Source organism: Nonomuraea sp. GTA35 (assembly GCF_041950525.1).
GTDB lineage: Bacteria > Actinomycetota > Actinomycetes > Streptosporangiales > Streptosporangiaceae > Nonomuraea.
The window spans coordinates 1-22123 of the sequence record NZ_JBGNUV010000023.1 but is presented as its reverse complement, the minus strand read 5'-3'; the positions used below and the strand labels follow the sequence as shown (position 1 = coordinate 22123).

Annotated in this window: 18 protein-coding genes; 3 read left to right on the top strand and 15 right to left on the bottom strand. The window is 70.9% G+C overall.

What is annotated here, in order from left to right; genetic code table 11:
• Positions 1-27 precede the first annotated feature (27 nt).
• The 3 genes from aspS to ACBJ32_RS54475 form a co-directional block, all read right to left on the bottom strand.
• Positions 28-1764 carry an aspartate--tRNA ligase gene (gene aspS / locus ACBJ32_RS54485; protein ID WP_375133572.1) on the bottom strand — a complete coding sequence of 579 codons (1737 nt, stop codon included), beginning with the start codon at positions 1762-1764 and terminating at the stop codon, positions 28-30.
• Between the two features lie 67 nt (positions 1765-1831).
• Entirely contained in the window at positions 1832-3088 is a 1257-nt protein-coding gene (gene hisS / locus ACBJ32_RS54480) for a histidine--tRNA ligase (RefSeq protein ID WP_375133571.1), read from the bottom strand.
• On the bottom strand, positions 3088-3768 hold the full coding sequence (locus tag ACBJ32_RS54475) for an MBL fold metallo-hydrolase (protein ID WP_253741785.1): 681 nt from the start codon (positions 3766-3768) through the stop codon (positions 3088-3090). Before ACBJ32_RS54475 ends, hisS begins: the two co-directional genes overlap by 1 nt.
• A gap of 138 nt (positions 3769-3906) precedes the next feature.
• On the opposite strand from ACBJ32_RS54475, the gene ACBJ32_RS54470 reads away from it, so the two are divergent.
• The 3 genes from ACBJ32_RS54470 (at position 3907) to ACBJ32_RS54460 (ending at position 7289) form a co-directional block, all read left to right on the top strand.
• On the top strand, positions 3907-4788 hold the full coding sequence (locus tag ACBJ32_RS54470) for a peptidylprolyl isomerase (RefSeq protein ID WP_375133570.1): 882 nt from the start codon (positions 3907-3909) through the stop codon (positions 4786-4788).
• Positions 4789-4850: 62 nt separating this feature from the next.
• Positions 4851-6080, top strand: coding sequence for a DUF349 domain-containing protein (locus ACBJ32_RS54465; RefSeq protein ID WP_357876133.1), 1230 nt, complete (start codon positions 4851-4853; stop codon positions 6078-6080).
• Between the two features lie 117 nt (positions 6081-6197).
• Positions 6198-7289 carry a cupin domain-containing protein gene (locus tag ACBJ32_RS54460; RefSeq protein ID WP_375133569.1) on the top strand — a complete coding sequence of 364 codons (1092 nt, stop codon included), beginning with the start codon at positions 6198-6200 and terminating at the stop codon, positions 7287-7289.
• Here ACBJ32_RS54460 and ACBJ32_RS54455 read toward each other — a convergent pair.
• The 12 genes from ACBJ32_RS54455 to pdxT all read right to left on the bottom strand — a co-directional run bounded on the left by ACBJ32_RS54455 (position 7286) and on the right by pdxT (position 21828).
• Positions 7286-9478, bottom strand: coding sequence for a bifunctional (p)ppGpp synthetase/guanosine-3',5'-bis(diphosphate) 3'-pyrophosphohydrolase (locus tag ACBJ32_RS54455; protein WP_225267040.1), 2193 nt, complete (start codon positions 9476-9478; stop codon positions 7286-7288). The two genes, ACBJ32_RS54460 and ACBJ32_RS54455, sit on opposite strands and share 4 nt — an antisense overlap.
• 203 nt (positions 9479-9681) lie before the next feature.
• The gene (locus tag ACBJ32_RS54450) at positions 9682-10200 is read right to left on the bottom strand and encodes an adenine phosphoribosyltransferase (protein WP_357876137.1); all 519 of its coding nucleotides are present in this window, start codon (positions 10198-10200) and stop codon (positions 9682-9684) included.
• Positions 10201-10369: 169 nt separating this feature from the next.
• Positions 10370-11368, bottom strand: a complete 999-nt coding sequence (gene secF, locus ACBJ32_RS54445; RefSeq protein ID WP_357876139.1) for a protein translocase subunit SecF — start codon at positions 11366-11368, stop codon at positions 10370-10372.
• A 1-nt stretch (position 11369) separates the two neighbouring features.
• A complete protein-coding gene (gene secD / locus ACBJ32_RS54440; protein WP_375133568.1) occupies positions 11370-13271 on the bottom strand; it encodes a protein translocase subunit SecD in 1902 nt (633 codons plus the stop codon).
• 91 nt (positions 13272-13362) lie between these two features.
• Positions 13363-13755, bottom strand: a complete 393-nt coding sequence (yajC, locus tag ACBJ32_RS54435; protein ID WP_357876143.1) for a preprotein translocase subunit YajC — start codon at positions 13753-13755, stop codon at positions 13363-13365.
• Positions 13756-13966: 211 nt separating this feature from the next.
• Complete coding sequence (gene ruvB, locus ACBJ32_RS54430; RefSeq protein WP_357876145.1) at positions 13967-15001, bottom strand: Holliday junction branch migration DNA helicase RuvB; 1035 nt, start codon at positions 14999-15001, stop codon at positions 13967-13969.
• Positions 15002-15409: 408 nt separating this feature from the next.
• Positions 15410-16030 (bottom strand): Holliday junction branch migration protein RuvA, encoded by a 621-nt coding sequence (gene ruvA / locus ACBJ32_RS54425; RefSeq protein ID WP_375133567.1) that lies wholly within the window; start codon positions 16028-16030, stop codon positions 15410-15412.
• 721 nt (positions 16031-16751) lie between these two features.
• On the bottom strand, positions 16752-17282 hold the full coding sequence (ruvC, locus tag ACBJ32_RS54420; protein ID WP_357876593.1) for a crossover junction endodeoxyribonuclease RuvC: 531 nt from the start codon (positions 17280-17282) through the stop codon (positions 16752-16754).
• A gap of 83 nt (positions 17283-17365) precedes the next feature.
• Positions 17366-18508 (bottom strand): enhanced intracellular survival protein Eis, encoded by a 1143-nt coding sequence (eis, locus tag ACBJ32_RS54415; protein ID WP_375133566.1) that lies wholly within the window; start codon positions 18506-18508, stop codon positions 17366-17368.
• 11 nt (positions 18509-18519) lie between these two features.
• Positions 18520-20343 (bottom strand): hypothetical protein, encoded by a 1824-nt coding sequence (locus ACBJ32_RS54410; RefSeq protein WP_375133565.1) that lies wholly within the window; start codon positions 20341-20343, stop codon positions 18520-18522.
• Between the two features lie 150 nt (positions 20344-20493).
• Positions 20494-21246 carry a YebC/PmpR family DNA-binding transcriptional regulator gene (locus tag ACBJ32_RS54405; protein ID WP_225267051.1) on the bottom strand — a complete coding sequence of 251 codons (753 nt, stop codon included), beginning with the start codon at positions 21244-21246 and terminating at the stop codon, positions 20494-20496.
• Positions 21247-21249: 3 nt separating this feature from the next.
• A complete protein-coding gene (gene pdxT, locus ACBJ32_RS54400) occupies positions 21250-21828 on the bottom strand; it encodes a pyridoxal 5'-phosphate synthase glutaminase subunit PdxT (protein WP_357876153.1) in 579 nt (192 codons plus the stop codon).
• Positions 21829-22123 lie beyond the last annotated feature (295 nt).

Here is a 22123-nt window from a genome sequence, read left to right as displayed (position 1 = left end):
GCCGCCCCGGCCCTTTCTGCTTGACCGCTACGCCTCGGTCCTGGGCTGGGCGTCCACGCCCGCCTCCTTGCGCTGGTCGGCCGTGATCGGCGTCGGCGCGCCCGTGAGCGGGTCGAAGCCGGAGGCCGTCTTCGGGAACGCGATCACGTCGCGGATCGAGTCACCGCCGGACAGCAGCATGCAGATCCGGTCCCAGCCGTAGGCGATGCCGCCGTGCGGGGGCGGGCCGTACTTGAACGCCTCCAGCAGGAAGCCGAACTTGCTCTCCGCCTCCTCCTTGGAGATGCCGAGCACGTCGAACACGCGCTGCTGCATCTCGGCCCGGTGGATGCGGATGGAGCCGCCGCCGATCTCCATGCCGTTGCAGACCATGTCGTAGGCGTAGGCCAGCGCCTCGCCCGGATGGTCCTGGAAGTTGTCGGCCCACTCCGGCTTCGGGCCGGTGAACGGGTGGTGCACGGCCGTCCAGCCGCCCTCGCCGTCCTCCTCGAACATGGGGGCGTCGACGACCCACAGGAACGACCACAGCGACTCGTCGATGAGGTCGCAGCGCCGGCCGATCTCCAGGCGGGCCGCGCCGAGCAGGTCGCGGGCGGCGTTCCTGGCGCCGGCGGCGAAGAAGATCGCGTCGCCCGGCTCGGCGCCCACCTTGGCGGCCAGGCCGGACAGCTCCTCCTCCGACAGGTTCTTGGCGACCGGGCCGCCGAGCGTGCCGTCCTCCTGGACGAGCACGTACGCCAGGCCCTTGGCGCCGCGCGAGCGGGCCCATTCCTGCCAGCCGTCGAGCTCCTTGCGGGTCTGGGAGGCCCCGCCGGGCATGACCACGGCACCGACGTAGTCGGCCTGGAAGACGCGGAACGAGGTGTCGGCGAAGTACTCCGTCATCTCGACCAGCTCCTGGCCGAAGCGCAGGTCAGGCTTGTCGGAGCCGTAGCGGGCCATGGCGTCGGCGTACGTCATGCGCGGCAGCGGGGTCGGCAGCTCGTAGCCGGCGATCTCCTTCCACAGCCGGCCGATCAGCTTCTCGCCGACCTCGATGACGTCCTCCTGGTCCACGAAGGACATCTCGACGTCGATCTGGGTGAACTCCGGCTGCCTGTCGGCCCGCAGGTCCTCGTCGCGGTAGCACTTGGCGAGCTGGTAGTAACGCTCGAGCCCGGCCACCTGCAGGAGCTGCTTGAACAGCTGCGGCGACTGCGGCAGCGCGTACCAGTTGCCGGGCTGCAGGCGCACCGGCACCAGGAAGTCGCGGGCGCCCTCGGGCGTGGAGCGGGTCAGCGTGGGTGTCTCGACGTAGACGAAGCCGAGCTCGTGCATCACCTCGTTGGCCAGGTAGGTGGCCTTGGAGCGGGTGCGCATCGCGCCGGCCACCTGCTGGCGGCGGATGTCGAGGTAGCGGTACTTCAGCCGCGCCTCCTCCGACACCCCCACGTTGCCCTCGATCGGGAACGGCAGCGGCGCGGACTCGCTCAGCACCTCGACCCGCTCGGCCACCACCTCGATCGCGCCCGTCGGCAGGTCGGGGTTCTCGTTGCCCTCGGGGCGCACCCTGACCTGGCCGATGACCTGCACGCAGTATTCGGCGCGCAGGTCGTGGGCGTGGTCCTCCTCGCGGAAGACCACCTGCGCCGAGCCGGAGGCGTCGCGCAGGTCGATGAAGACGACGCCGCCGTGGTCACGGCGGCGGGCCACCCATCCTGCGAGCGTCACCTGCTGCCCGGCGTGCTCCTCACGGAGCGACCCGGCGGTATGCGTGCGGATCACTGCACTTTCCCTTCATACGGATAGGAGGAGAAGGGCGGCGGCGATCCGGCGCGCGCTGACCTGCGGATCACAACACCTTTCCCTTCAAGACGTCGACGACCTGGCCCAGCGGCACCTCGGTCTGCTCGGCGGTGGCCAGGTCCTTCACCTGCACGGCCCCGGCCGCGAGGTCGCGCTCGCCCAGGATCAGCGCGAAGCGGGCGCCGGAACGGTCGGCCCCCTTCATCGCCCCCTTGAGCCCCTTGCCGCCGAAAGCCATGTCGGCGGCGACACCGGCCGCGCGCAGCTCGCTCAGGAGCTTGAACATCGCCCGCGCCGCCTCGTCGCCCAGCGCCACACCGTACACCTCGCAGCGGGCGGGGACGTCGAGACTCACGCCTTCGCGCTCCAGGGCGATGACGGTGCGGTCGAGGCCGAGGCCGAAGCCGATGCCGGGCAGGCGCGGCCCGCCGATGGCCTCCGACAGCCCGTCGTAGCGGCCGCCGCCGCCGATGCCCGACTGGGCGCCCAGCAGCGGGTGGTCGAACTCGAACGTGGTGCGCGTGTAGTAGTCGAGGCCGCGTACCAGCCGGGGCTGGTCCTCCCACGGGATGTCCAGATCGGCCAGGAGCTGCTTGACGCGGTCGTGGTAGGCCTTGCAGCCGGGGCACAGGTGGTCGCCGATGAGGGGCGCGTCCTCGAGCTGCGCGCGCACCTCCGGGCGGCGGTCGTCGAGCACCCGCAGCGGGTTGATCTCGATGCGGGCGCGGGTGGCCTCGTCGAGGTCGAGCCCGCGCAGGAACTCCTGCAGCCTGGCCCGGTAGACCGGGCGGCACTCGGCGCAGCCCAGCGAGTTGAGCAGCAGCCGGACCTGGGTGAGGCCGAGCGAGGTGTACCAGCTCCAGGCCAGCGCGATGGTCTCGGCGTCGACCGCAGGGTCCTCGCTGCCGATGGCCTCCAGGTCGAGCTGGTAGAACTGGCGGTAGCGGCCCTCCTGCGGCGCCTCGGCGCGGAAGACCGGCCCGTCCGTCCACACCTTGACCGGGAGCTGGCCGCGGTGCAGGCCGTACTCCAGGACCGCGCGCAGCACGCCCGCGGTGAACTCCGGGCGCAGCGTCAGCGACCTGCCGCCGCGGTCGGTGAAGGTGTACATCTCCTTGCTGACGACGTCGGTCGACTCGCCGACGCCGCGGGCGAAAAGCTGCGTGTCCTCGAAGACCGCGGTCTCCAGGTAGGAGTAGCCGGCACGCCTGGCCGTCTCCGCGAACGCCCCGCGGATCGCGTAGAACGTCGACGCCTGCGGTGGGACGTACTCCTTGACGCCTTTGGGTGCTTGGAAAGTCATTAGATCCCTCGTGTGGGACCGGCGTGCGGCGCTGCTTCCTTGAGGTACGGATTGGTCGCGCGCTCGCGGCCGATCGTGGTCTGTGGTCCGTGGCCCGGCAGGACGACCGTATCGTCAGGCAGCGGCAGACACTTGGTAGCCAGGCTGCGCAGAATCGTCGGGTAGTCGCCGCCGGGGAGGTCGGAGCGGCCGATGGAGCCGGCGAACAGCAGGTCGCCCGAGAACATGATCTCGTCGCCGGGCAGCCGGAAGCTCACCGACCCCCTGGTATGGCCGGGCGTGTGGTCGACCACGAGCTCGAGGCCCGCGAGCTGGAGCACGGCGCCGTCGGACAGCTCCCGCACGTCGTCGGGCTCGCTCAGCGTGATGCCGCCGAACAGCGAGGCGCTGGTGTCGGACCAGCCCGCGGCGGGGTCGCTCAGCAGGTGGCGGTCGTCGGGGTGGATCCACGCGGGCACGTCGCGCGCGCCGCACACGGGGGCCACCGACCAGACGTGGTCGAGGTGGCCGTGGGTGAGCAGGACCGCGACGGGCTTGAGCCGGTGCTCGCGCAGCAGCTCGTCGACGCCCTCGGTCGCGTCCTGACCTGGATCGACGATCACGCACTCCTCGCCGGCCGCGGGCGCGACGACGTAACAATTGGTCTGGAAGGCCCCTGCGGGGAAGCCTGCGATGAGCATCTGCCTCAGGTGATCTCGTCGAAAAGCCAATGGGAATGTAACCGAAGGGTACCGGTGCGGGTCGCCGGGCTGCGAATCATTACCCGTTGGCCGATACGATTCGCCCACCTCAGTTGATTGACTATGGGAGGCAAAGCGGTGGCCACGGGGAAGGACCGGCAGAAGCAGCTGGCGCGCGAGCACTACGAGCGGCAGATGCAGCGCCGCATCGAGCGCGAGCAGAAGGCCAAGCGCACGGCGATCATCGGCTCCACCGTGGGCGTCGTGATCGTGGTCGGAGGCATCGTGGCCGCGGTCGCGCTGCTGGGCGGCAACGACACGGGCACCGAGGCGGCGGCCTCGCCGTCGGCCTCGGCCACACCCGCCGACACCGCCCAGGCGTCGGCGAGCACGGGGCCCAAGCCGTACGACGCCAAGACGGGCACGTGCGACTACGTCAAGGACACCGGCGGCGGCACGGTCAAGGACGTCGGCATGCCGCCGGCGAAGGTCAAGACCGAGCCGGCCACGAAGACGATGACGTTCAAGACGAACCTGGGCGACATCGTGGTCGAGCTGAACAACGCCAAGGCGCCGTGCACGACGAACTCGCTGGAGTTCCTGGCGGAGAAGAACTACTACGACGGCAGCAAGTGCCACCGGCTCGGCGGCGACCAGTTCCCGATGCTGCAGTGCGGTGACCCGACGGCCAAGGCCGACGGCAAGAACCAGACCGACGGCCAGGGCGGCCCCGGCTACGTCATGGCCGAGGAGAACCTGCAGGGCGCCCAGTACAAGCGCGGCGTGATGGCCATGGCCAAAACGCAGGCCCCGGGCAGCACGGGCAGCCAGTTCTTCCTGGTTTACGGCGACATCGGGCTCACCCCGGATTACACACCGGTGGGTACGATCACCAAGGGGCTCGACATCCTGGACAAGGTGAACAAAGCAGGCAACATCCCTAGCGCCATGGGAGATGGGACTGGAGCACCGAAGCAAACCGTCGAAATCAAAGACGTGACAATCGCCGGCAAGAGCTGACGTAATACAAACTAGGGACGAAGTAGTCCCGAAGGGTCTGATGGATAGTGCGGGAGGACACGGTGAGCACCGACCCGTGGGGCCGGGTAGACGACGACGGCACCGTCTACGTGCGTACGGCTGAGGGAGAGCGGGCCGTCGGCTCCTGGCAGGCCGGTGAACCCGAAGAGGCACTGGCCTACTTCCATCGCAAGTACGACGAGCTGGCCGGTCAGGTGCAGCTGCTCGAACAGCGTGTCAGGGGCACCGATCTGGCTCCGGCGCAGGCCGAGGCGAGCATCACCAAGCTGCGCGAGGCCGTCTCCGAAGCGCACGCCATCGGCGACCTGGACGCGCTGACCCGGCGGCTGGACGGCCTGACCGAGCTCGTCGCGCAGCGCCGCGAGGAGGTCAAGGCCGCTCGCGAGCACGCGCGGGCCGAGGCCAGGGTGGTCAAGGAGCGGATCGTCGGCGAGGCCGAGCGCATCGCGGAGGAGACGACCCACTGGAAGTCGGGTGGCGAGCGGCTGCGCCAGCTCGTCGAGGAGTGGAAGGCCGCCGACCGGATCGACCGGGTCACCGAGGCCGCGCTGTGGAAGCGGCTGTCGGCCGCGCGCACGGCGTTCGCCAAGCGGCGCAAGCAGTACTTCGCGGGTCTGGACGAGCAGCGCGAGGGTGTTCGCGCGGCCAAGGAGCGCATCGTCGCCGAGGCCGAGGCGATCGCCGACTCGACCGACTGGGGCCAGACGGCGGCGATCTACCGCGAGCTGATGCAGCAGTGGAAGAACGCGGGCCGGGCCTCCCGCGAGGCCGAGGACGAGCTGTGGGCGCGCTTCAAGGCCGCCCAGGACCAGTTCTTCCAGGCCCGTTCGGCGGTGTTCGCCGAACGTGACGCCTCGCTGGCCGCCAACGCGGAGGTCAAGGAGGTGCTGCTGGCCGAGGCCGAGAAGCTCCTGCCGATCACCGACGTGCGCACGGCCAGGGCGACGCTGCGGCACATCCTGGAGCGCTGGGAGGCCGCCGGGCCCGTGCCGCGCGAGCAGCGCGACCGGCTGGAGGGCGGGCTGCGCAAGGTCGACGAGGCCGTGCGCAAGGCCGAGGACGCCGAGTGGAAGCGGTCCAACCCCGAGGCCAGGGCCCGCGCCCAGAGCACGGTGGACCAGCTGCGCACCTCGATCGAGCAGCTCGAGAAGCGGCTGTCCAAGGCGCAGGCCGCCGGGCGCGCGAAGGACGTCAAGGAGGCCGAGGAGGCCCTGATCGCCCGCCGTTCGTGGCTGGCGGAGGCCGAGCGCACGCTCACCGAGTTCAGCTAGGGGTTCAGCTAGGGGTTCAGCTAGGGGTTCAGCAAGGAGTCCGGCCAGGACTCTCCCCCGGGCCGCCGTCGCCGATCGGGCGGCGCGCGACGGGGCCCGGGATCTAGGCTGGCGGGCATGGACCCCGTCGCGGCCGCGCGTGCCTTCGTCGAAGAGCTCTTCCCCGGCGCCCTGTACGCCTTCGTCGGCGGCAGCGTGCTCACCGAGCGCCGCACCAGCACCTCCGACCTCGACGTGGTGGTGGTGCTCGACGGCCTGGCGGCCCCGTACCGGGAGACGCTGCGCTGGCACGAGTGGCCGGTGGAGCTGTTCGCGCACAGCGAGACCAGCCTGGCCGTCTACATCGACAACGGTTTCGAGCAGCGGCGGCCGGTCCTGGCGCGCATCTGCGCCGAGGGCGCGGTGGTGACCGACAGGACGGGCGGCAGGGCCAGCGACCTGCAGGGCGAGCTGGCCGACCGCCTCGCGGACGGCCCTTCCGGGCTCACGGACGGCCAGGCCGACCGCTTCAGGCACGTGCTGTCCGACCTGCTGGACGACCTGTCGGGCGCGAGCGACCCCGGCGAGCGGGCGTTCATCGGCTGGGAGGTCGTCCAGGCGACCGCGCGGACGGCGCTGGGCGTGGGGCGGGCGTGGCAGGGCAACGGCAAGTGGCTGCTGCGCGAGCTGCGCGCCCACGATGCGAGGCTGGCCGATGAGCTGCTCGCCGCCCGCGACGACCCGGCCAGGCTGGCCGCGGTGGCCACGGACGTCCTTGAGCGGGCCGGAGGGCGCCTCTGGGAGGGTTACCGCGCCCAGGGTGACCCCTTCCACCAGCCGCTGCGCCACGTGCCCTCACAGGCGCTCTCCGGCGAAACGGCGCAGAGCGGCGGAATGAGGAGGCTGGCCGCCATCAGCGGCGCCACGGCCGGCTCGTCGAGGCTGTGGATGGGGCAGACCCACGTCGCCCCCGCCACCCGCTCCACCGACCACCACCACGGCGCCTGCGAGACGGCCATCTACGTGGTCAGCGGCACACCGTCGTTCGTGTTCCTGGAGGACGGGCGGGAGAGGCGCATCGACGCCGGGCCCGGCGACTACGTGTTCGTGCCGCCGTACGTGCCGCACCGCGAGGAGAACCCCGACCCGTCACAGGAGGCCGTCGTGGTGATCGCGCGCAGCACGCAGGAGGCCGTCGTGGTCAACCTGCCCGACCTGCGCCAGCACTAGCCGCCCGCGCCGCTCACCCGGTAGACGTCGAACACGCCCTGGATGCTGCGCACGGCCTTGAGCACGTGGCCCAGGTGCTTCGGGTCGCCCATCTCGAAGGTGAACTTGCTGATCGCCACCCGGTCGCGCGACGTCGTCACCGAGGCGCTGAGGATGTTGACGTGCTGGTCCGACAGCGTACGGGTGACGTCCGACAGCAGCCGCGGCCGGTCGAGCGCCTCCACCTGGATGGCCACCAGGAACACGCTGTCGTCGCTCGGCGACCAGCTCACCTCCACCAGGCGGTCCGGCTGCGACTTGAGCTGCTGCACGTTGGTGCAGTCGGCCCGGTGCACCGACACGCCGTGGCCCCGGGTGACGAAGCCGACGATCTCGTCGCCGGGCACCGGGGTGCAGCACTTCGACAGGCGTACCCAGACGTCGGCGTCGCCCGCCACCACCACGCCGGCGCCGCCACCGCCGCGGGGACGGCCGCGCAGCCGCGTCGGCAGCGAGGTCTCGGCGATGTCCTCCTCGGCGCTGTCGACGCCGCCGATCGAGGCCACCAGCTTCTGCACGACCGCCTGGGCCGCGATGTGCCCCTCGCCCACGGCCGCGTACAGGGCGGACACGTCGGGGTAGCGCAGGTCGCGCGCCAGCGCCAGCAGCGCCTCGCCGGACATCAGCCGCTGCAGCGGCAGGCCCTGCTTGCGCATGGCCCGGCCGATGGCCTCCTTGCCCGCCTCGATCGCGGTCTCGCGGCGCTCCTTGGAGAACCACTGCCGGATCTTGTTGCGGGCCCGGCCCGACTTGACGAACTTCAGCCAGTCGCGCGACGGCCCCGCGTCCGGCGACTTGGAGGTGAAGATCTCCACCGTGTCGCCGTTGCCGAGCCGCGACTCCAGGGGCACCAGCCGCCCGTTGACCCGGGCCCCGATGCAGCGATGCCCCACTTCCGTGTGCACCGCGTACGCGAAGTCGACCGGCGTGGCACCCTCGGGCAGGGCGATGACCTGGCCCTTCGGGGTGAACACGTAGACCTCGGAGACCGACAGGTCGAACCGCAGCGACTCCAGGAACTCGCCCGGGTCGGAGGTCTCCTTCTGCCAGTCGAGGAGCTGGCGCAGCCAGGCCATGTCGCTGCCCGGCTTGACCTTGCCCGTGGGGCCGGGGGCGCCGACCTCCTCCTTGTACTTCCAGTGCGCGGCCACGCCGTACTCGGCCCTGTGGTGCATCGCGTGGGTGCGGATCTGCAGCTCCACCGGCTTGCCCTCGGGACCTATCACCGTGGTGTGCAGCGACTGGTACATGTTGAACTTGGGCATCGCGATGTAGTCCTTGAAGCGCCCCGGCACCGGGTTCCACCTGGCGTGGATGGTGCCGAGCGCGGCATAGCAGTCGCGCACGCTGTCGACCAGCACGCGGATGCCCACAAGGTCGTAGATGTCGTCGAACGCGACATCCCTGGCGATCATCTTCTGGTAGACCGAGTAGTAGTGCTTCGGCCGGCCCTTCACCACCGCGCGGATCTTCGCCTCGCGCAGGTCGCCGTGGACCTTCTCGATGACCTCCTGCAGGAACAGGTCGCGGCGCGGCGCCCGCTCCGACACCATGCGGGCGATCTCGTCGTACCGCTTGGGGTAGAGCATGGCGAACGCGAGGTCCTCCAGCTCCCACTTGATCGTGTTCATGCCCAGGCGGTGGGCCAGCGGGGCGAAGATCTCCAGCGTCTCGCGCGACTTCTGGTGGCGCTTGTGCTCCGGCAGGTAGCGCATGGTGCGCATGTTGTGCAGGCGGTCGGCCAGCTTGATGATCAGTACGCGGATGTCGCGCGACATGGCCACGACCATCTTGCGCACGGTCTCGGCCTGCGCGGCGTCGCCGAACTTGACCTTGTCGAGCTTGGTGACGCCGTCGACCAGGGACCCGATCGTGTCGCCGAAGTCGCCGCGCAGCTCGTCGAGGCTGTAGGCGGTGTCCTCGACCGTGTCGTGCAGCAGGGCCGCGCACAGCGTCTCGTCGTCGGTGCCCAGCTCGGCCAGGATCGTCGCCACGGCCAGCGGGTGCGTGATGTACGGATCGCCCGACTTCCGCTTCTGGTCACGGTGGTGGTAGGCGGCCACGTCGTAGGCGCGCTCGATCAGCCGCAGATCGGCCTTGGGATGGGTGGCCCTGACCGTGCGGAACAGCGGCTCCAGCACCGGATTCATGGCCCCACCCCCAAACCGCCGTCGACGCACCGCGGGCACGCCGGGCGCCTCGGCGCTGCCAGAATCGGTTACGTCGGGCACGACCACATCACGGGGCACTCAGACTCCTCCCGCACTGACTCCCCACGCAAAGCTCCTCACGTTTCGAGTCCAGATCCCCCCAGTGTATCCAGGTGGCGAACGTGGACCGTCGCGGGCCGGGCTCAGACGATCACGAGGGAGTGCAAGTCCACCCCCGTCAGCCGCTCACGTCCCTTGAGGAAGGCCAGCTCCATCAGCACGGCGATGCCGACGACCTCGGCTCCGGCCCTCTCCACCAGCTCCACGGCCGCCTTCGCGGTGCCTCCCGTGGCCAGCACATCATCGACGATGAGCGCCCGGTCACCGGGCGCGAACGCGTCACGGTGCACCTCGATGGTCGCGGAGCCGTACTCCAGATCGTAGGACTCTTCCAGCGTCGCGGCGGGCAGTTTCCCCTTCTTGCGCACCGGGACGAACCCCGCCGCCGCCCGGTAGGCCACCGGCGCGGCCAGGATGAACCCTCGCGCCTCGATGCCCACGATCTTGTCCACCTGGTGGAGCCCGGCCAGCTCGTCCACCACGGCCGCCATCGCGACCGGGTCGGCCAGCAGCGGGGTGATGTCCTTGAACATGACCCCGGGCTTGGGATAGTCGGGCACATCCCTGATCCGGTCCAGGATCAGCGTGCTCAGCTCGGTCATTGGCGTTTCCCTCGCATCTCTCCACCGGCCGTCTGCCGGGGTCCATGATGGTGCATTCCGGCACCCGTGCGTACCGGGCCCTGTCCGGCCCCGGCCGCACGCGAACGGCGCCCCCGCCCCGTTGCGGGGCGAGGGCGCCGTACGTGTGCAGGCCGGGGACCTGCGGCGGCTAACCCTTGGCTACCGCCGCGCTTTTGGAGCCCTTCGACCCCTTGCCGCCACCTCCCGTGGAGGCCAGGCGCCTGGCGATGGCCTGGTACTTCGGCTCACGCTCCTTCAGCGTCACCAGCAGCGGCGTGGCGACGCACAGCGACGAGTACGTACCGACGATCATGCCGACGAACAGCGACAGCGACAGGTCCTTCAGCGTGCCCGCGCCGAGCACCGTGGTGCCGATGAACAGGATCGCCGCCACCGGCAGGATCGCGACCAGCGAGGTGTTCAGCGACCGGATCAGCGTGTGGTTGAGCGCGTTGTTGGCGGCCATCGAGTACGTCTGCTTGGACGTGTGCCCCAGCTTGGCCGTGACCTCCTTGATCATGTCGAACACCACGACCGCGTCGTAGAGCGAGTAACCGAGGATGGTCAGGAAGCCCAGCAGCGTCGCGGGCGTGACCTCGAAGCCCGACCAGGCGTAGATGCCGGCCGTGATGACGAGGTCGTGGATGAGCGCGACGATGGCGGCCAGCGCCATCTTCGGCTCGAACGCCATCGACAGGTACAGGATGATCGCCAGCATGAACACGGCCAGGCCGATCCACGCCTTCTGCGACACCTCACCGCCCCAGGACGGGCCGATGGCCTGGATGCTGACCTGATCGACCGGGACGTTGAAGTCCTTGGCGATCGCGCTCTGCACCTGGACCCTGGTGTCCTCCGACAGGCTCTCCGTGGTCGCCCGCCAGCCGTCGGTGCCGGCCTGCTGGACGATCACCTGGTGCACGCCCTCGTCGAGGACCGACTCGCGGACCTCCTGCACGGAGGTCTGGGTGGCCTTGAACGAGAAGATCGTGCCGCCCTTGAACTCGACGCCGAGGTTGAGGCCGTTGACCAGCAGACCGGCCAGCGAGATGGCCAGCAGCAGGCCGGACAGGCTGTACCACAACCGCCACTTGCCGACGAAGTCGACGTCGATCTCGCCGCGGTAGAGGCGACGCGCAAGTCCCATCTCAGGCCTCCTGCGGAGTGGTCGTGCGGCCGGTGGACGACACTTCGCTCATGCGCTCGGCGTCGAGACCCGACAGCGGGTGCCCCTTGGCGAAGAACTTCATCCTCGCCAGCAGGGCGATGAACGGCTTGGTGAACAGGAACACCACCACGATGTCGATCAGCGTGGTCAGGCCCATCGCGAACGCGAACCCGGCCACACCGCCCACCGCCAGGAAGTACAGCACGATGGCGGCGATGAACATGACGGCGTCGGCGATCAGGATCGTGCGCCGGGCACGAACCCAGGCCACCTCGACGGCCGCGCGAAGCGTCCGCCGACCTTCCTTCATCTCATCACGAATACGTTCGAAGTACACGATGAAGGAGTCGGCGGTGATACCGATCGAGACCACCAAACCGATGATGTGCGGCAGCGAGAGCCGGAAGCCGGCGTTGTGGCCGAGCACGACCACCGAGGTGTACGTGATGATCGTGGCCACCACGAGGCTCAGCACCGCCACGATGCCCAGGCCCCGGTAGTAGAGCAGGCAGTAGAGCACCACGAGCCCCAGCCCGATGATGCCGGCGATCAGGCCGCCCTCCAGCTGGTCCTGGCCCAGGGTCGAGGAGACCGTGTCGACCGAGCTGCGGTTGAACTTCAGCGGCAGCGCGCCGTACTTGAGCTGGTCGGCCAGGTTGGTGGCGCTGAGCTGGTCGAAGCCGCCGGTGATCTCGGCCCGGCCGCCGGGGATCGGGCTCTGGATGACCGGGGCGGTGATGACGACGCCGTCGAGCACGACCGCGACCATGTTGCGCGGCTCGGGCGAGTTGTAGGCGGTGGTGGTGAGCTTGCCCCACTCGCCGGCGCCCTTGCTCTTGAAGTCGAGCTGGACGACCCACTCGGTGGTGCCCTGGCGGACGCCCGCCGAGGCCGTGTCGATGTCGGTGCCGACGACCTTGGCGACGTCGAGGACGTACTTGTAGCTGCCGTCGGTCTCGCAGGCCGCGTACTGCTTGGCCGGGTCGTCCTGGACGCCCTGGCCGCGGTTGGCGGGGTTGGCGCAGTCAAGCTTGTTGAACTGCTGGAGCACCGCCGGGTCGATGCCCGTGGTGTCGATGCCGGCGTTGGGGTCCTGCGCGGGAGGCGTGCTCGGCTGGGCGCTCGGGCTGGCCTTGGCCGTCGGGGAGGTCTTGGCCTCCTGCCCCTTCTTGCCGCCCTGCTCCTGGTTCTTGCCGTCCTGGCCGGTCTGAGTCTTGCTGTCCTGGCCCGTCTGGGTCTTACCGTCCTGGGCCGTCTGGGTCTTGCTGTCCTGGCCCGTCTGTCCGGTCTTCTGCGTCGTGGCCGGCTTGGCCGACGGGTCCGCGGAGCCCTGGGCCGGGGCCGAGGCCGCCGGCGTCGGGGCGGTCAGCGCCGACGACAGCGCCTTGCCCGTCGGGGAGGCGCTCGGCGTCGTGATCGACTGCGAGGACGACGGCTGGGTGGACGGCTGGGCCGTCGGCGACGTGGAGGGGTTGGCCGACGGGCTGGCCGACCCCGAGGGCGTGCTGCCCGGCGTCGGCGCGTTGGTGGCCAGATCCTGCGGGGCCTGCGTGGCCGCCACGGCGAGCACCTGGCGGAAGCGCAGCTCCGCAGTGGTCGCGACCAGCTTGATGGCCTCGTTCTGACCGACGCCCGGGATGGAGATGATGATGTTGTCGCCGGACTTGGCGACCTCGGCGTCGGAGATTCCGGTGCCGTTGACCCGGTCGCGGATGATGTTGACCGCGCGGTCGAGGATCTCCTCAGGCGGCGACGCGTTGTTCTGGGTCACGGGAGTCAGAGTCACCGTGGTGCCGCCCGCGAGGTCGAGTCCCAGCTTCGGCGTGTACGCCTGCTGCAGGAACATCGTCCCGCCCAGGGCGAGGATGAGCGCCAGAAGCACGAGGAGCGTACGCCCCGGTCGGCTGTGGCGGCTGGTCGGTCGGGCCACTGGTCGTCAGTTCTTTCGGATAGAGGTTTGTCGCAGAGCTTAGTCAGGACTGCTTGGTACTGGAGCCCTGGTCGCCGTCGCGCTCTACGGTGGCCTCGGACCCTTTCTTGCCCTCTTCATCGAGTTCGACCTGGTCAGCGGCCGACTCGTCGTCGCTGACCGGGGCGTCGCCGGGAGCGACGACCCGGCCGATCGCGGCCTTCACCCAGCGGGTCTCGATGCCCGGCGCGACCTCGAGGACGACGTCCTCGTTGTCGACCGTCACGACGGTACCGAACAGGCCCGTCGTGGTCATGACCCGGGTGCCGGGCGTCAGCGAGTTCTGCATCTGGATCGCCTCTTGCTGGCGCTTGCGCTGGGGGCGGATCAGCAGGAAGTAGAACACCACCACCAGAAGGATCAGCGGCAGGATGCTTCCGAGTTGTCCCATGTCCATAAGGGGCGACCTTCCATTGTCGTACAAGAAGTTGACACCGGCCTCGCGCCGGAAATTCCGTGCGTTGCGTCGGGCCGCGCCGCTCAGCCCGTCAGCCTACACAGCCAGCCAAGCCACGGAGTGTAGGCGCTTGTTGCGAAACGCGGCAACGAGGCAGCGTTCCGGCGCGCGGGGAAGTTCCCATAATGAAACGGTTGCAACCGATCTGTGATCACTCGAAAAGTGACGCTCCGAACGCATCTGGTGGTGGTGTCATCCCCAGGTGAACCCACGCCGCCGCCGTGGCGACCCGGCCGCGCGGGGTCCTGGCCAGCAGACCTTGCCGTACGAGGAACGGCTCGGCCACCACCTCGACCGTCTCCGGCTCCTCCCCCACGGCCACCGCCAGGGTGGACAGGCCGACCGGGCCGCCGCCGAACTTCTTCAGCAGCACGCCGAGCACCGCCCGGTCGAGCCGGTCGAGCCCCTCGCCGTCGACCTCGTACAGGTTCAGCGCCGCCGCGGCGATGTCGCGGTTGATCACGCCGTCGGCCCGCACGTCGGCGAAGTCGCGCACGCGCCTCAGCAGCCGGTTCGCGATTCGCGGCGTGCCACGGGACCGCCGCGCGATCTCGTGCGCGCCGTCGTCCGGCAGGCCCACCCCGAGCAGCTTGGCCGAGCGGCGCAGCACCTGCTCCAGCTCGGCGGTCTCGTAGAAGTCCATGTGGGCGGTGAACCCGAACCGGTCACGCAGCGGCGCCGGCAGCAGCCCCGCCCGCGTGGTGGCGCCGACCAGCGTGAACGGCGCGATGTCGAGCGGGATGGCGGTGGCGCCCGGGCCCTTGCCGACGACGATGTCGACCCGGAAGTCCTCCATCGCGAGATACAGCATCTCCTCGGCCGGCCTGGCCATCCGGTGGATCTCGTCGATGAACAGCACCTCGCCCTCGGCCAGCGTGGACAGGATCGCCGCCAGATCGCCGGCACGCTCCAGCGCCGGGCCCGAGGTGATCCTCAGCGGGGCGTTCAGCTCCGCTGCGATGATCATGGCCAGGGTCGTCTTGCCGAGACCGGGGGAGCCGCTCATGAGCACGTGGTCGGGCGGGCTCTGCCTGCGCAGGGCGCTCTCCAGCACCAGCGACAGCTGCTCGCGCACGCGGCCCTGGCCGATGAACTCGCTGAGGCGCTTGGGCCGGAGCGCGGCCTCGATCTGCAGGTCGTCGCCTCCGGCCGTGGACGAAAGGATCTCCTCCCGCTCAAGTCCCACGCCCGCACCTCCTCTCCCTGCGCTCTCGGGTCTGCATTCGGACGTCGGTGGGTGATCGGCGGCCCCGCGCGGCGGTCACCGCGTGGTGCACGACCACCGGTGCGCGGCAAGGCGGTGTGAGCGTCGCCGCTGCGCGACGCCGCGGGGACGTCGGTGCTTCGCGAGGCGGGGTGATCGCCGGTGCGCCGCGAGGCGGGGTGATCGCCGGTCCCGTGGTGAGGGCTGTGGACGCCGGCGCCTGGTAGGCCGAGGGGGCGGAGCCGTCATGGTGGGGGTGCCGCGCTCCGGGGTCCGAAGATGTCACCCTGCGGCCCGCATCCCTCACCCCGGTGCCGCGCGCGACACCCGCGACCCTGCCGCGCACATCGCCGGCCATCGCGGGCGGGGCGCACGCGGGGAGGGAGGGGGTCATCGGACGCTCAGGGAACGGAGGGCGGCCTTCAGGAGGGCGGCCACCTGGGGCTGGCGGCCGGCGGCGATCTCGGCCTCGGCGTCCGGCTCCACGACGGCGACCGCCTCGTCGGCGTCCTTGCTGGAGTAGCCCAGCCCCACCAACCCGGAGTGGACCTGCTCCCGCCACACCGCCACCCGCCGCTCCCCGTTGAGTGCGGCGTTGACGGCCTCCTCGGGCGTGCCGAGCCGGTCCTTCAGCTCCAGGATGATGCGCTGCGCCCCCTTCTGCCCGATCCCCGGCACCTGCGTGAGCGCCTTGACGTCGGCGCTGGCCACCGCGACCCGGAGCGTGTTGGGCGTGTGCACGGCGAGCATCGCCAGGGCCAGCTTGGGGCCGACGCCGCTGGCGGTCTGGAGGAGCTCGAACACGGCGCGCTCGTCGTCGGTGGCGAAGCCGTACAGGGTGAGTGACTCCTCGCGCACCACCAGCGAGGTGGCCAGGCGCGCCTGCTCGCCCATCCTGAGGGTCGCGAGGGTGCCAGGGGTGCAGTGGGTGAGGATGCCTACGCCGCCCACCTCGATCACGGCGCCGTCCGGCGCTATCGCGGTCACCTTGCCCGCCACCGACGCGATCACAACCGTCCTCCTGTCATCGGCCCCGCCACGGTTCGGCTTCCATCACCGGCTCCTGTCATAGCGCACTTCGCGCCGTGGAGCCCACTCACGCCGCGCTCCACGGCCCACAACGCATCCTGCGTGGCTGTTTCGCGCGCCCACGCGCTGCGACCGCTCCAGGCGGCTCTGGCTTGCCGTGCCGAACGCGTGGGCACCGATCGCCGTGGCCGATCACCGGTGCCGATCGCCTCGCCGCCTGAGCGCGCGACCACGCGACCCAGCGGGCCGGCTCGGCCCGTGTGGCGGCCCCCTGCGGTTCGGCCGGTGTGGGCGCTTGAGGTGGGGTCGGCCCGTGTGGGCGCTTGGGGTGAGATCGGCCCGTGTGGCCCTCGGGTGGGCTTGGCAGTGGTCCTGCATCGTGTGGTGGAGGTCGGGTCGTGCCAGATCGTGTCGCGCGGTCGCGCAGTCTCGGCCGCGGTCGCGCGGTCACGCAGTCGCAGCCGCGCGGTCGTGCAGTCGCGCGGCTGCGGCGCGCGGTCGAGCAGTCGCGGCCGCAGTCGTGCGGTCACGCAGTCGCCTGGCGCAGGGGGCGTGGCTCGTCCCCCAGGGCGCGGGCGCGGCTGTGGGCTCACGTCGCCCACTGCGCGGCTCAGCCTGGCGCCCCTCTGCACCGCGGAGCCCGGCTCCGTGCCGCCGGACGCCGGTGTGGCGCCGAGAGGTGGGCGGGGTGCGTGGCCGCGTGTCATCGGGCGGGGTTTCTGCGGGGGGCGCGGGCCAGGGCCTCTGCGAGGCGGTGTTGGGCGCCGCCGCGCCAGACGTGGCAGATGGCCAGGGCGAGGGCGTCGGCGGCGTCCGCGGGTTTGGGCATTTCGGCGAGGCGCAGCAGGCGGGTGACCATGGCGCCGATCTGCTTCTTGTCGGCCGTGCCGCTGCCCGTGATCGCGGCCTTGACCTCCGACGGGGTGTGCAGGGCCACCGGGAGGCCGCGTCTGGCCGCGCAGAGGACCGCGATGCCCGCCGCCTGGGCCGTGCCCATCACCGTGCGTACGTTGTGCTGGCTGAAGACGCGCTCCACCGCCACCGCGTCGGGCCGCACCTCGTCGAGCCAGCGCTCGATGCCCGCCTCGATGCCGACGAGCCGGGCGCCGAGCTCCTCGTCGGCCCCGGTGCGCACCACCCCGACGGCCACCAGGCTCAGCGGTGCGCCCGGGCGCCCCTCGACAGCACCGAGGCCGCACCGGGTCAGCCCTGGATCGACGCCCATCACCCGCACCGGCCCCACCCTCCCGTCGCCGAACATCTGTTCGGCATGAGACTTTACTCCGGCCGGGGTGGGCGTGCAGCGGGATGCGGGGGTCAGAAGTAGTCGAGCATGTACGGCTTGGCGGCGAAGGCCGCGTCGAGCGCCTGGTCGTAGCCGTCATGTCCGGACATGAGACCGGCGAGGCGAAGGGTTCGGGTGGGGATTCCGGCGTACAGGGCGGAGAAGCCGTTCACCGAGAGCGTGACGCCGGTCGCCTCGACCGGCGTGGCCGTGCCGGATCCGCCGGAGATGTCCAGCCGCCACGTGCCCCCGCCCCTGATCGGGTCGTCGACGGTGACGACGGCCTCGCAGGCCGCGTTCGCCGGGTAACCCCTCCGCTCGACGGCCGCGGCCACGTCCAGCACCCTGAACATCCACCGCACCTGCTGGACGCGCTCCCGCGTACGCTCAGGCAGCAGCCACAGCACCGGGTCGTCCGGCGCCACGGAGGCGACGACCTCGCGGGCGATCGTGGACGCGCTGCCGACCATCGACCACAGGGCCCGCAGGGTCTCGGGCGAGGCGGCGACGAGGTTCTCGACCTCGATGTCGTCGCCCTTCCACCGGTAGATGGCGTAGCCGTCGTCGGCCAGGTAGAGGAAGTCGTCCTCGTCGGCGAGCCACACGTTCCACGTGTCCTCGTCCCAGGAGACAGGTCCGCTGGAACGGGCCGCGCCGTGCACGCGGTGCAGCACCGACATCAGCTCCGCGGCGTCGCCCGGTCCCATCCTGCGCAGCTTGACCTGCCCCGACGGGCGGATGCCGCGCAGCGACTCGGCCTGCAGGCGCACGTTGTGCTGGGCACCGGCGTGCTCGAAGCCGACCCCGCGGTAGATCGCCGTGGTGGCCGGGTAGAGCGCGGAGACCGCGTCGCCGAGCTCGACGGCGCGGCCGATGACCGCGCGCATGATCCGGGTGCCGAGGCCGCGCCCGCGGTCCTCCGGGCTGACGGTGACGCCCGCGACGCCCGCCATCGGCTGCGGCTTGCCGTGCCACCACTGCGTGAACCTGCGCAGGCGCGCCGCCGCCGCCAGCCGCGTGCCGTCGAACACGCCCAGGTAACGCCCCTCCCCCAGCGCCGGGAGCACCGCCTTGCGCCACTTCTCCCTGTCGTCGGCCGACAGCGGGCCGAAGGAGCGCTTGCGCAGGTCGAGAACGTCGTCGAGGTCTTCGGTAGTCAGGTCGCGAATGTCCACAAGCGGCCACCCTACGCAGGCGGTGTGCGAACGTGCGAGCTGTTTGTCCGGATGGCGAGCCTGTCGAGATACAGGAGCTGGGCGGCCGCCAGGGCGGCCAGCACGACGGCGACCACGGCCAGCGGCGTGGCGGCGCCCACGTCGGGCGTGGTCGCGGTGTAGCCGGCGAGCTGGTTCACCTGCGCGACCGGGGTGGTGAACAGGTCCGGCTTCTGGACGACCAGCATCGGCCAGAGCAGGTCGTGGGCGTTCATCAGGGCGACGGCGCCGGCGAGGATGCCCGCCATGGGGAGCGACGGCAACAGCACGCCGCCGAAGAAGTCACCGCCCGCCCGCTCGGCCAGGCCCTTGCACAGGAGCGTGAGCACGAGCAGCGCGGGGACGCTGATCAGGAGGGGCGGGATGAGCGCGGGGAAGGAGTCGATGAGGCCGAGGTTGTGGACGTTCTGCCAGTTGGCGACGGCGAGCGGGCCCGGGCCGACGAACAGCCAGGGGGCGAAGAGCAGCAGCAGCCACTCGCTGGCCCGGCCGAGCGGGCGCAGGCCGCCGATGCCGAGCGCCGCCAGGTAGGCCACGCCGACCGAGACGACGGCTCCCGCGACGGCGGGGACCCAGGTGTTGATCTGGGCGGTGAGGGTTCCGGCCGGGGTGGCGGGCGAGGCCAGCACGCCGTCCATCCAGGGCCAGGTGAGGACGAGGGCGATCGCGACGACGAGCACGAGCGCGACGACGCCGGCCACCGCCATCCCGGCGGACGCGGGCGGCGCCGGGGCCGGAGTGTCCGTCTTCTCCGGGACCGGGACCGGGGTTCCGGTCTCCTGCGAGGCTGGGGCGCCCGTCCCGTGCGGCTGCGGGGCGCCCGCCCCCTGCGGGTGCGGAATGCCTGTTCCCTGCGGGTGCGGAATGCCTGTTCCCTGCGGATGCGGGATGCCGGTCCCGTACGGATGCGAGGTGCCCGTCCCTTGCGGGTACGGGGTGCCGGTCTCTTCCTGGGACGTGGTGCGCGGCGTCAGCGTGATGCGGAGCCGGGCCGCCACCGCGACGACCGTGGCGACGATCCCCAGCACGCCGAGGATCACCCCCGTGAGGGCCGCGACGGACGCCCCAGGCCCGAACTCGGCCAGCCGGAAGGCGTAGTCGTACTGCAGCCCCGCGAGCGTCTCTGTGGCCCGCTGAGGGCCTCCCCGCGTGAGCACCAGCCCGAACGAGAACGTCTGCAGCCCCACGGCGACCACGGAGAGCGCCACCAGCACCGCGACGACGAGCGTCGCGGGGCCTGGGGTGCCGCCGCGCAGGGCGGGCAGGAACGCGATCACGGCCAGCGCGCACACGACGCCGAACGTGGCCGCCGCCACGATCAGCCGGAACGTTCCCGGCGCCGTCGCGGGCTCACGCAGCCCCTCGGCCAGCGTCACCAGGCCGGACGCGTGCGGCATCGCCCCCCGCAGCCAGGCGCCCGCGACCGCCACCGGCGAGAAGGCGACGACGGCCAGCGAGAGCACGACCCGCCCGGCCCGCCGCGGCCAGGTGCCGGCCCGGTCCAGCGCCAGCGCCAGCAGCGGCCCCACCACCACGGCCACCAGCAGCGGGATCACCGTCAGCGAGAGCGTGAACCCCAGCGCCCGCCAGAAGTCGCCCCCGCCCAGCAGCTCGCTGTAGTTCGCCATCCCCACGTAGGCGCTCTCCCGCAGGACGCCGCCGCTCTGGAAGCTGAGCCAGATCGTCTGCGCGGTCGGCAGCACCAGGGTGATGAGCGCGCCGAGCAGCGCGGGCACGGCGAGCAGCCAGCCGAGGGCGGGTGGGACGTTGGCCTGAGGAGGGGTGGGGGAAGTCACGTCGCCAGACCCTACGCTGCCGCGGGCCCTCTCGCACGCGAAGAAACGCGTTGCGCGGGCGTGGTGGCGATGCGGCCCGGTATGCGCCGATCCGGGCACGAAAACGGACGGGCCCGGCGGTGGCCGGGCCCTCGCGATCGCGTCCGTACGCTAGTCGAGCGCCGCCAGCACCTCGTCGGAGACGTCGAAGTTGGCGAAGACGTTCTGCACGTCGTCGCTGTCCTCCAGCGCGTCGATGAGGCGGAACACCTTCTTGGCGCCCTCCTCGTCGAGCGGCACGCTCATCGTCGGCAGGAAGCTCGACTCGGCCGAGTCGTAGTCGATGCCGGCGTCCTGCAGGGCCTTGCGCACCGGCACCAGGTCGCCGGCCTCGGAGACGACCTCGAAGGTGTCGCCCAGGTCGTTGACCTCCTCGGCGCCCGCGTCGAGCACGGCCATCAGCACGGTGTCCTCGTCGAGCCCGTCGGCCTTGGGCACGATCACGACGCCCTTGCGGTTGAACATGTACGAGACGGACCCGGGGTCGGCCAGCGAGCCGCCGTTGCGGGTGAGCGCGACGCGCACCTCGGAGGCGGCGCGGTTGCGGTTGTCGGTGAGGCACTCGATGAGCACCGCGACGCCGCCGGGCGCGTAACCCTCGTACATGATCGTCTGCCAGTCGGCGCCGCCCGCCTCCAGGCCGCCGCCCCGCTTGCGCGCCCGCTCGATGTTGTCGTTGGGCACGGAGTTCTTCTTGGCCTTGAAGATGGCGTCGAAGAGGGTGGGGTTGGCGTCCGGGTCAGGGCCACCGGTCCGTGCCGCCACTTCGATGTTCTTGATGAGCTTGGCGAACAGCTTGCCGCGCTTGGCGTCGAGCGCGGCCTTCTTGTGCTTCGTCGTCGCCCATTTGGAGTGGCCGGACATTACCTAGAGCTCCCTCACCATGTCTACGAAGTAACGGTGCACGCGTACGTCCCCGGTGAGCTCGGGATGGAACGACGTAGCGAGCAACGGCCCTTGACGGACCGCGACGATCCTATCCCCAGGCTCGCACCTGCCCAGCACTTCGACGTCCGCGCCGATGGATTCCACCCAGGGAGCCCGGATGAAGACCGCGTGCACCCGGTCCCCGGCGAAGTCGAGGTCGGACTCGAAGGAGTCGACCTGGCGGCCGAAGGCGTTGCGCCTGACCACCATGTCGATGCCGCCGATGGTCTGCTGCCCGGCGATGCCGTCCTCGATCCGGTCGGCCAGCATGATCATGCCGGCGCAGGAGCCGTAGGCGGGCATGCCCTCCTTGACGCGCAGGCGCAGCGGCTGCAGCATGTCGAAGGTCTCGGCGAGCTTCCACATCGTGGTCGACTCGCCGCCGGGGATGACCAGGGCGTCGACCGCGTCCAGCTCGGCGGGACGGCGCACGGCGGCGGCCGTGGCGCCTGCCTCCTGGAGCATGCGCACATGCTCGCGCACGTCTCCCTGAAGGGCGAGCACACCGATCGTGGGCACAGTCGATCCTTTCGTCCGGGTGTACGGGTTCCGAACATTCAACACCAGGATGGCCGGACATCTTCCTATCGGGGGGATCGCGTGCAGCGTACGGGCCGCGCGCCTAGGACCCCTCTGAAGATGTTGCTGGCGTGATGGATCACGGGCTGAGGGTCTGGCGATCGAGGTTTTGATGGTGAAGCGGCCCTGGGTTGTTGCCCGCTGGATGGCCTCAGCCGGTGGCCGGCTGTAGCGTCCAGGTGCCCTGAGCGTGGGCGAGTCCGAGGTTGATCAGGCGGCGCAGGTTCAGGGCGGC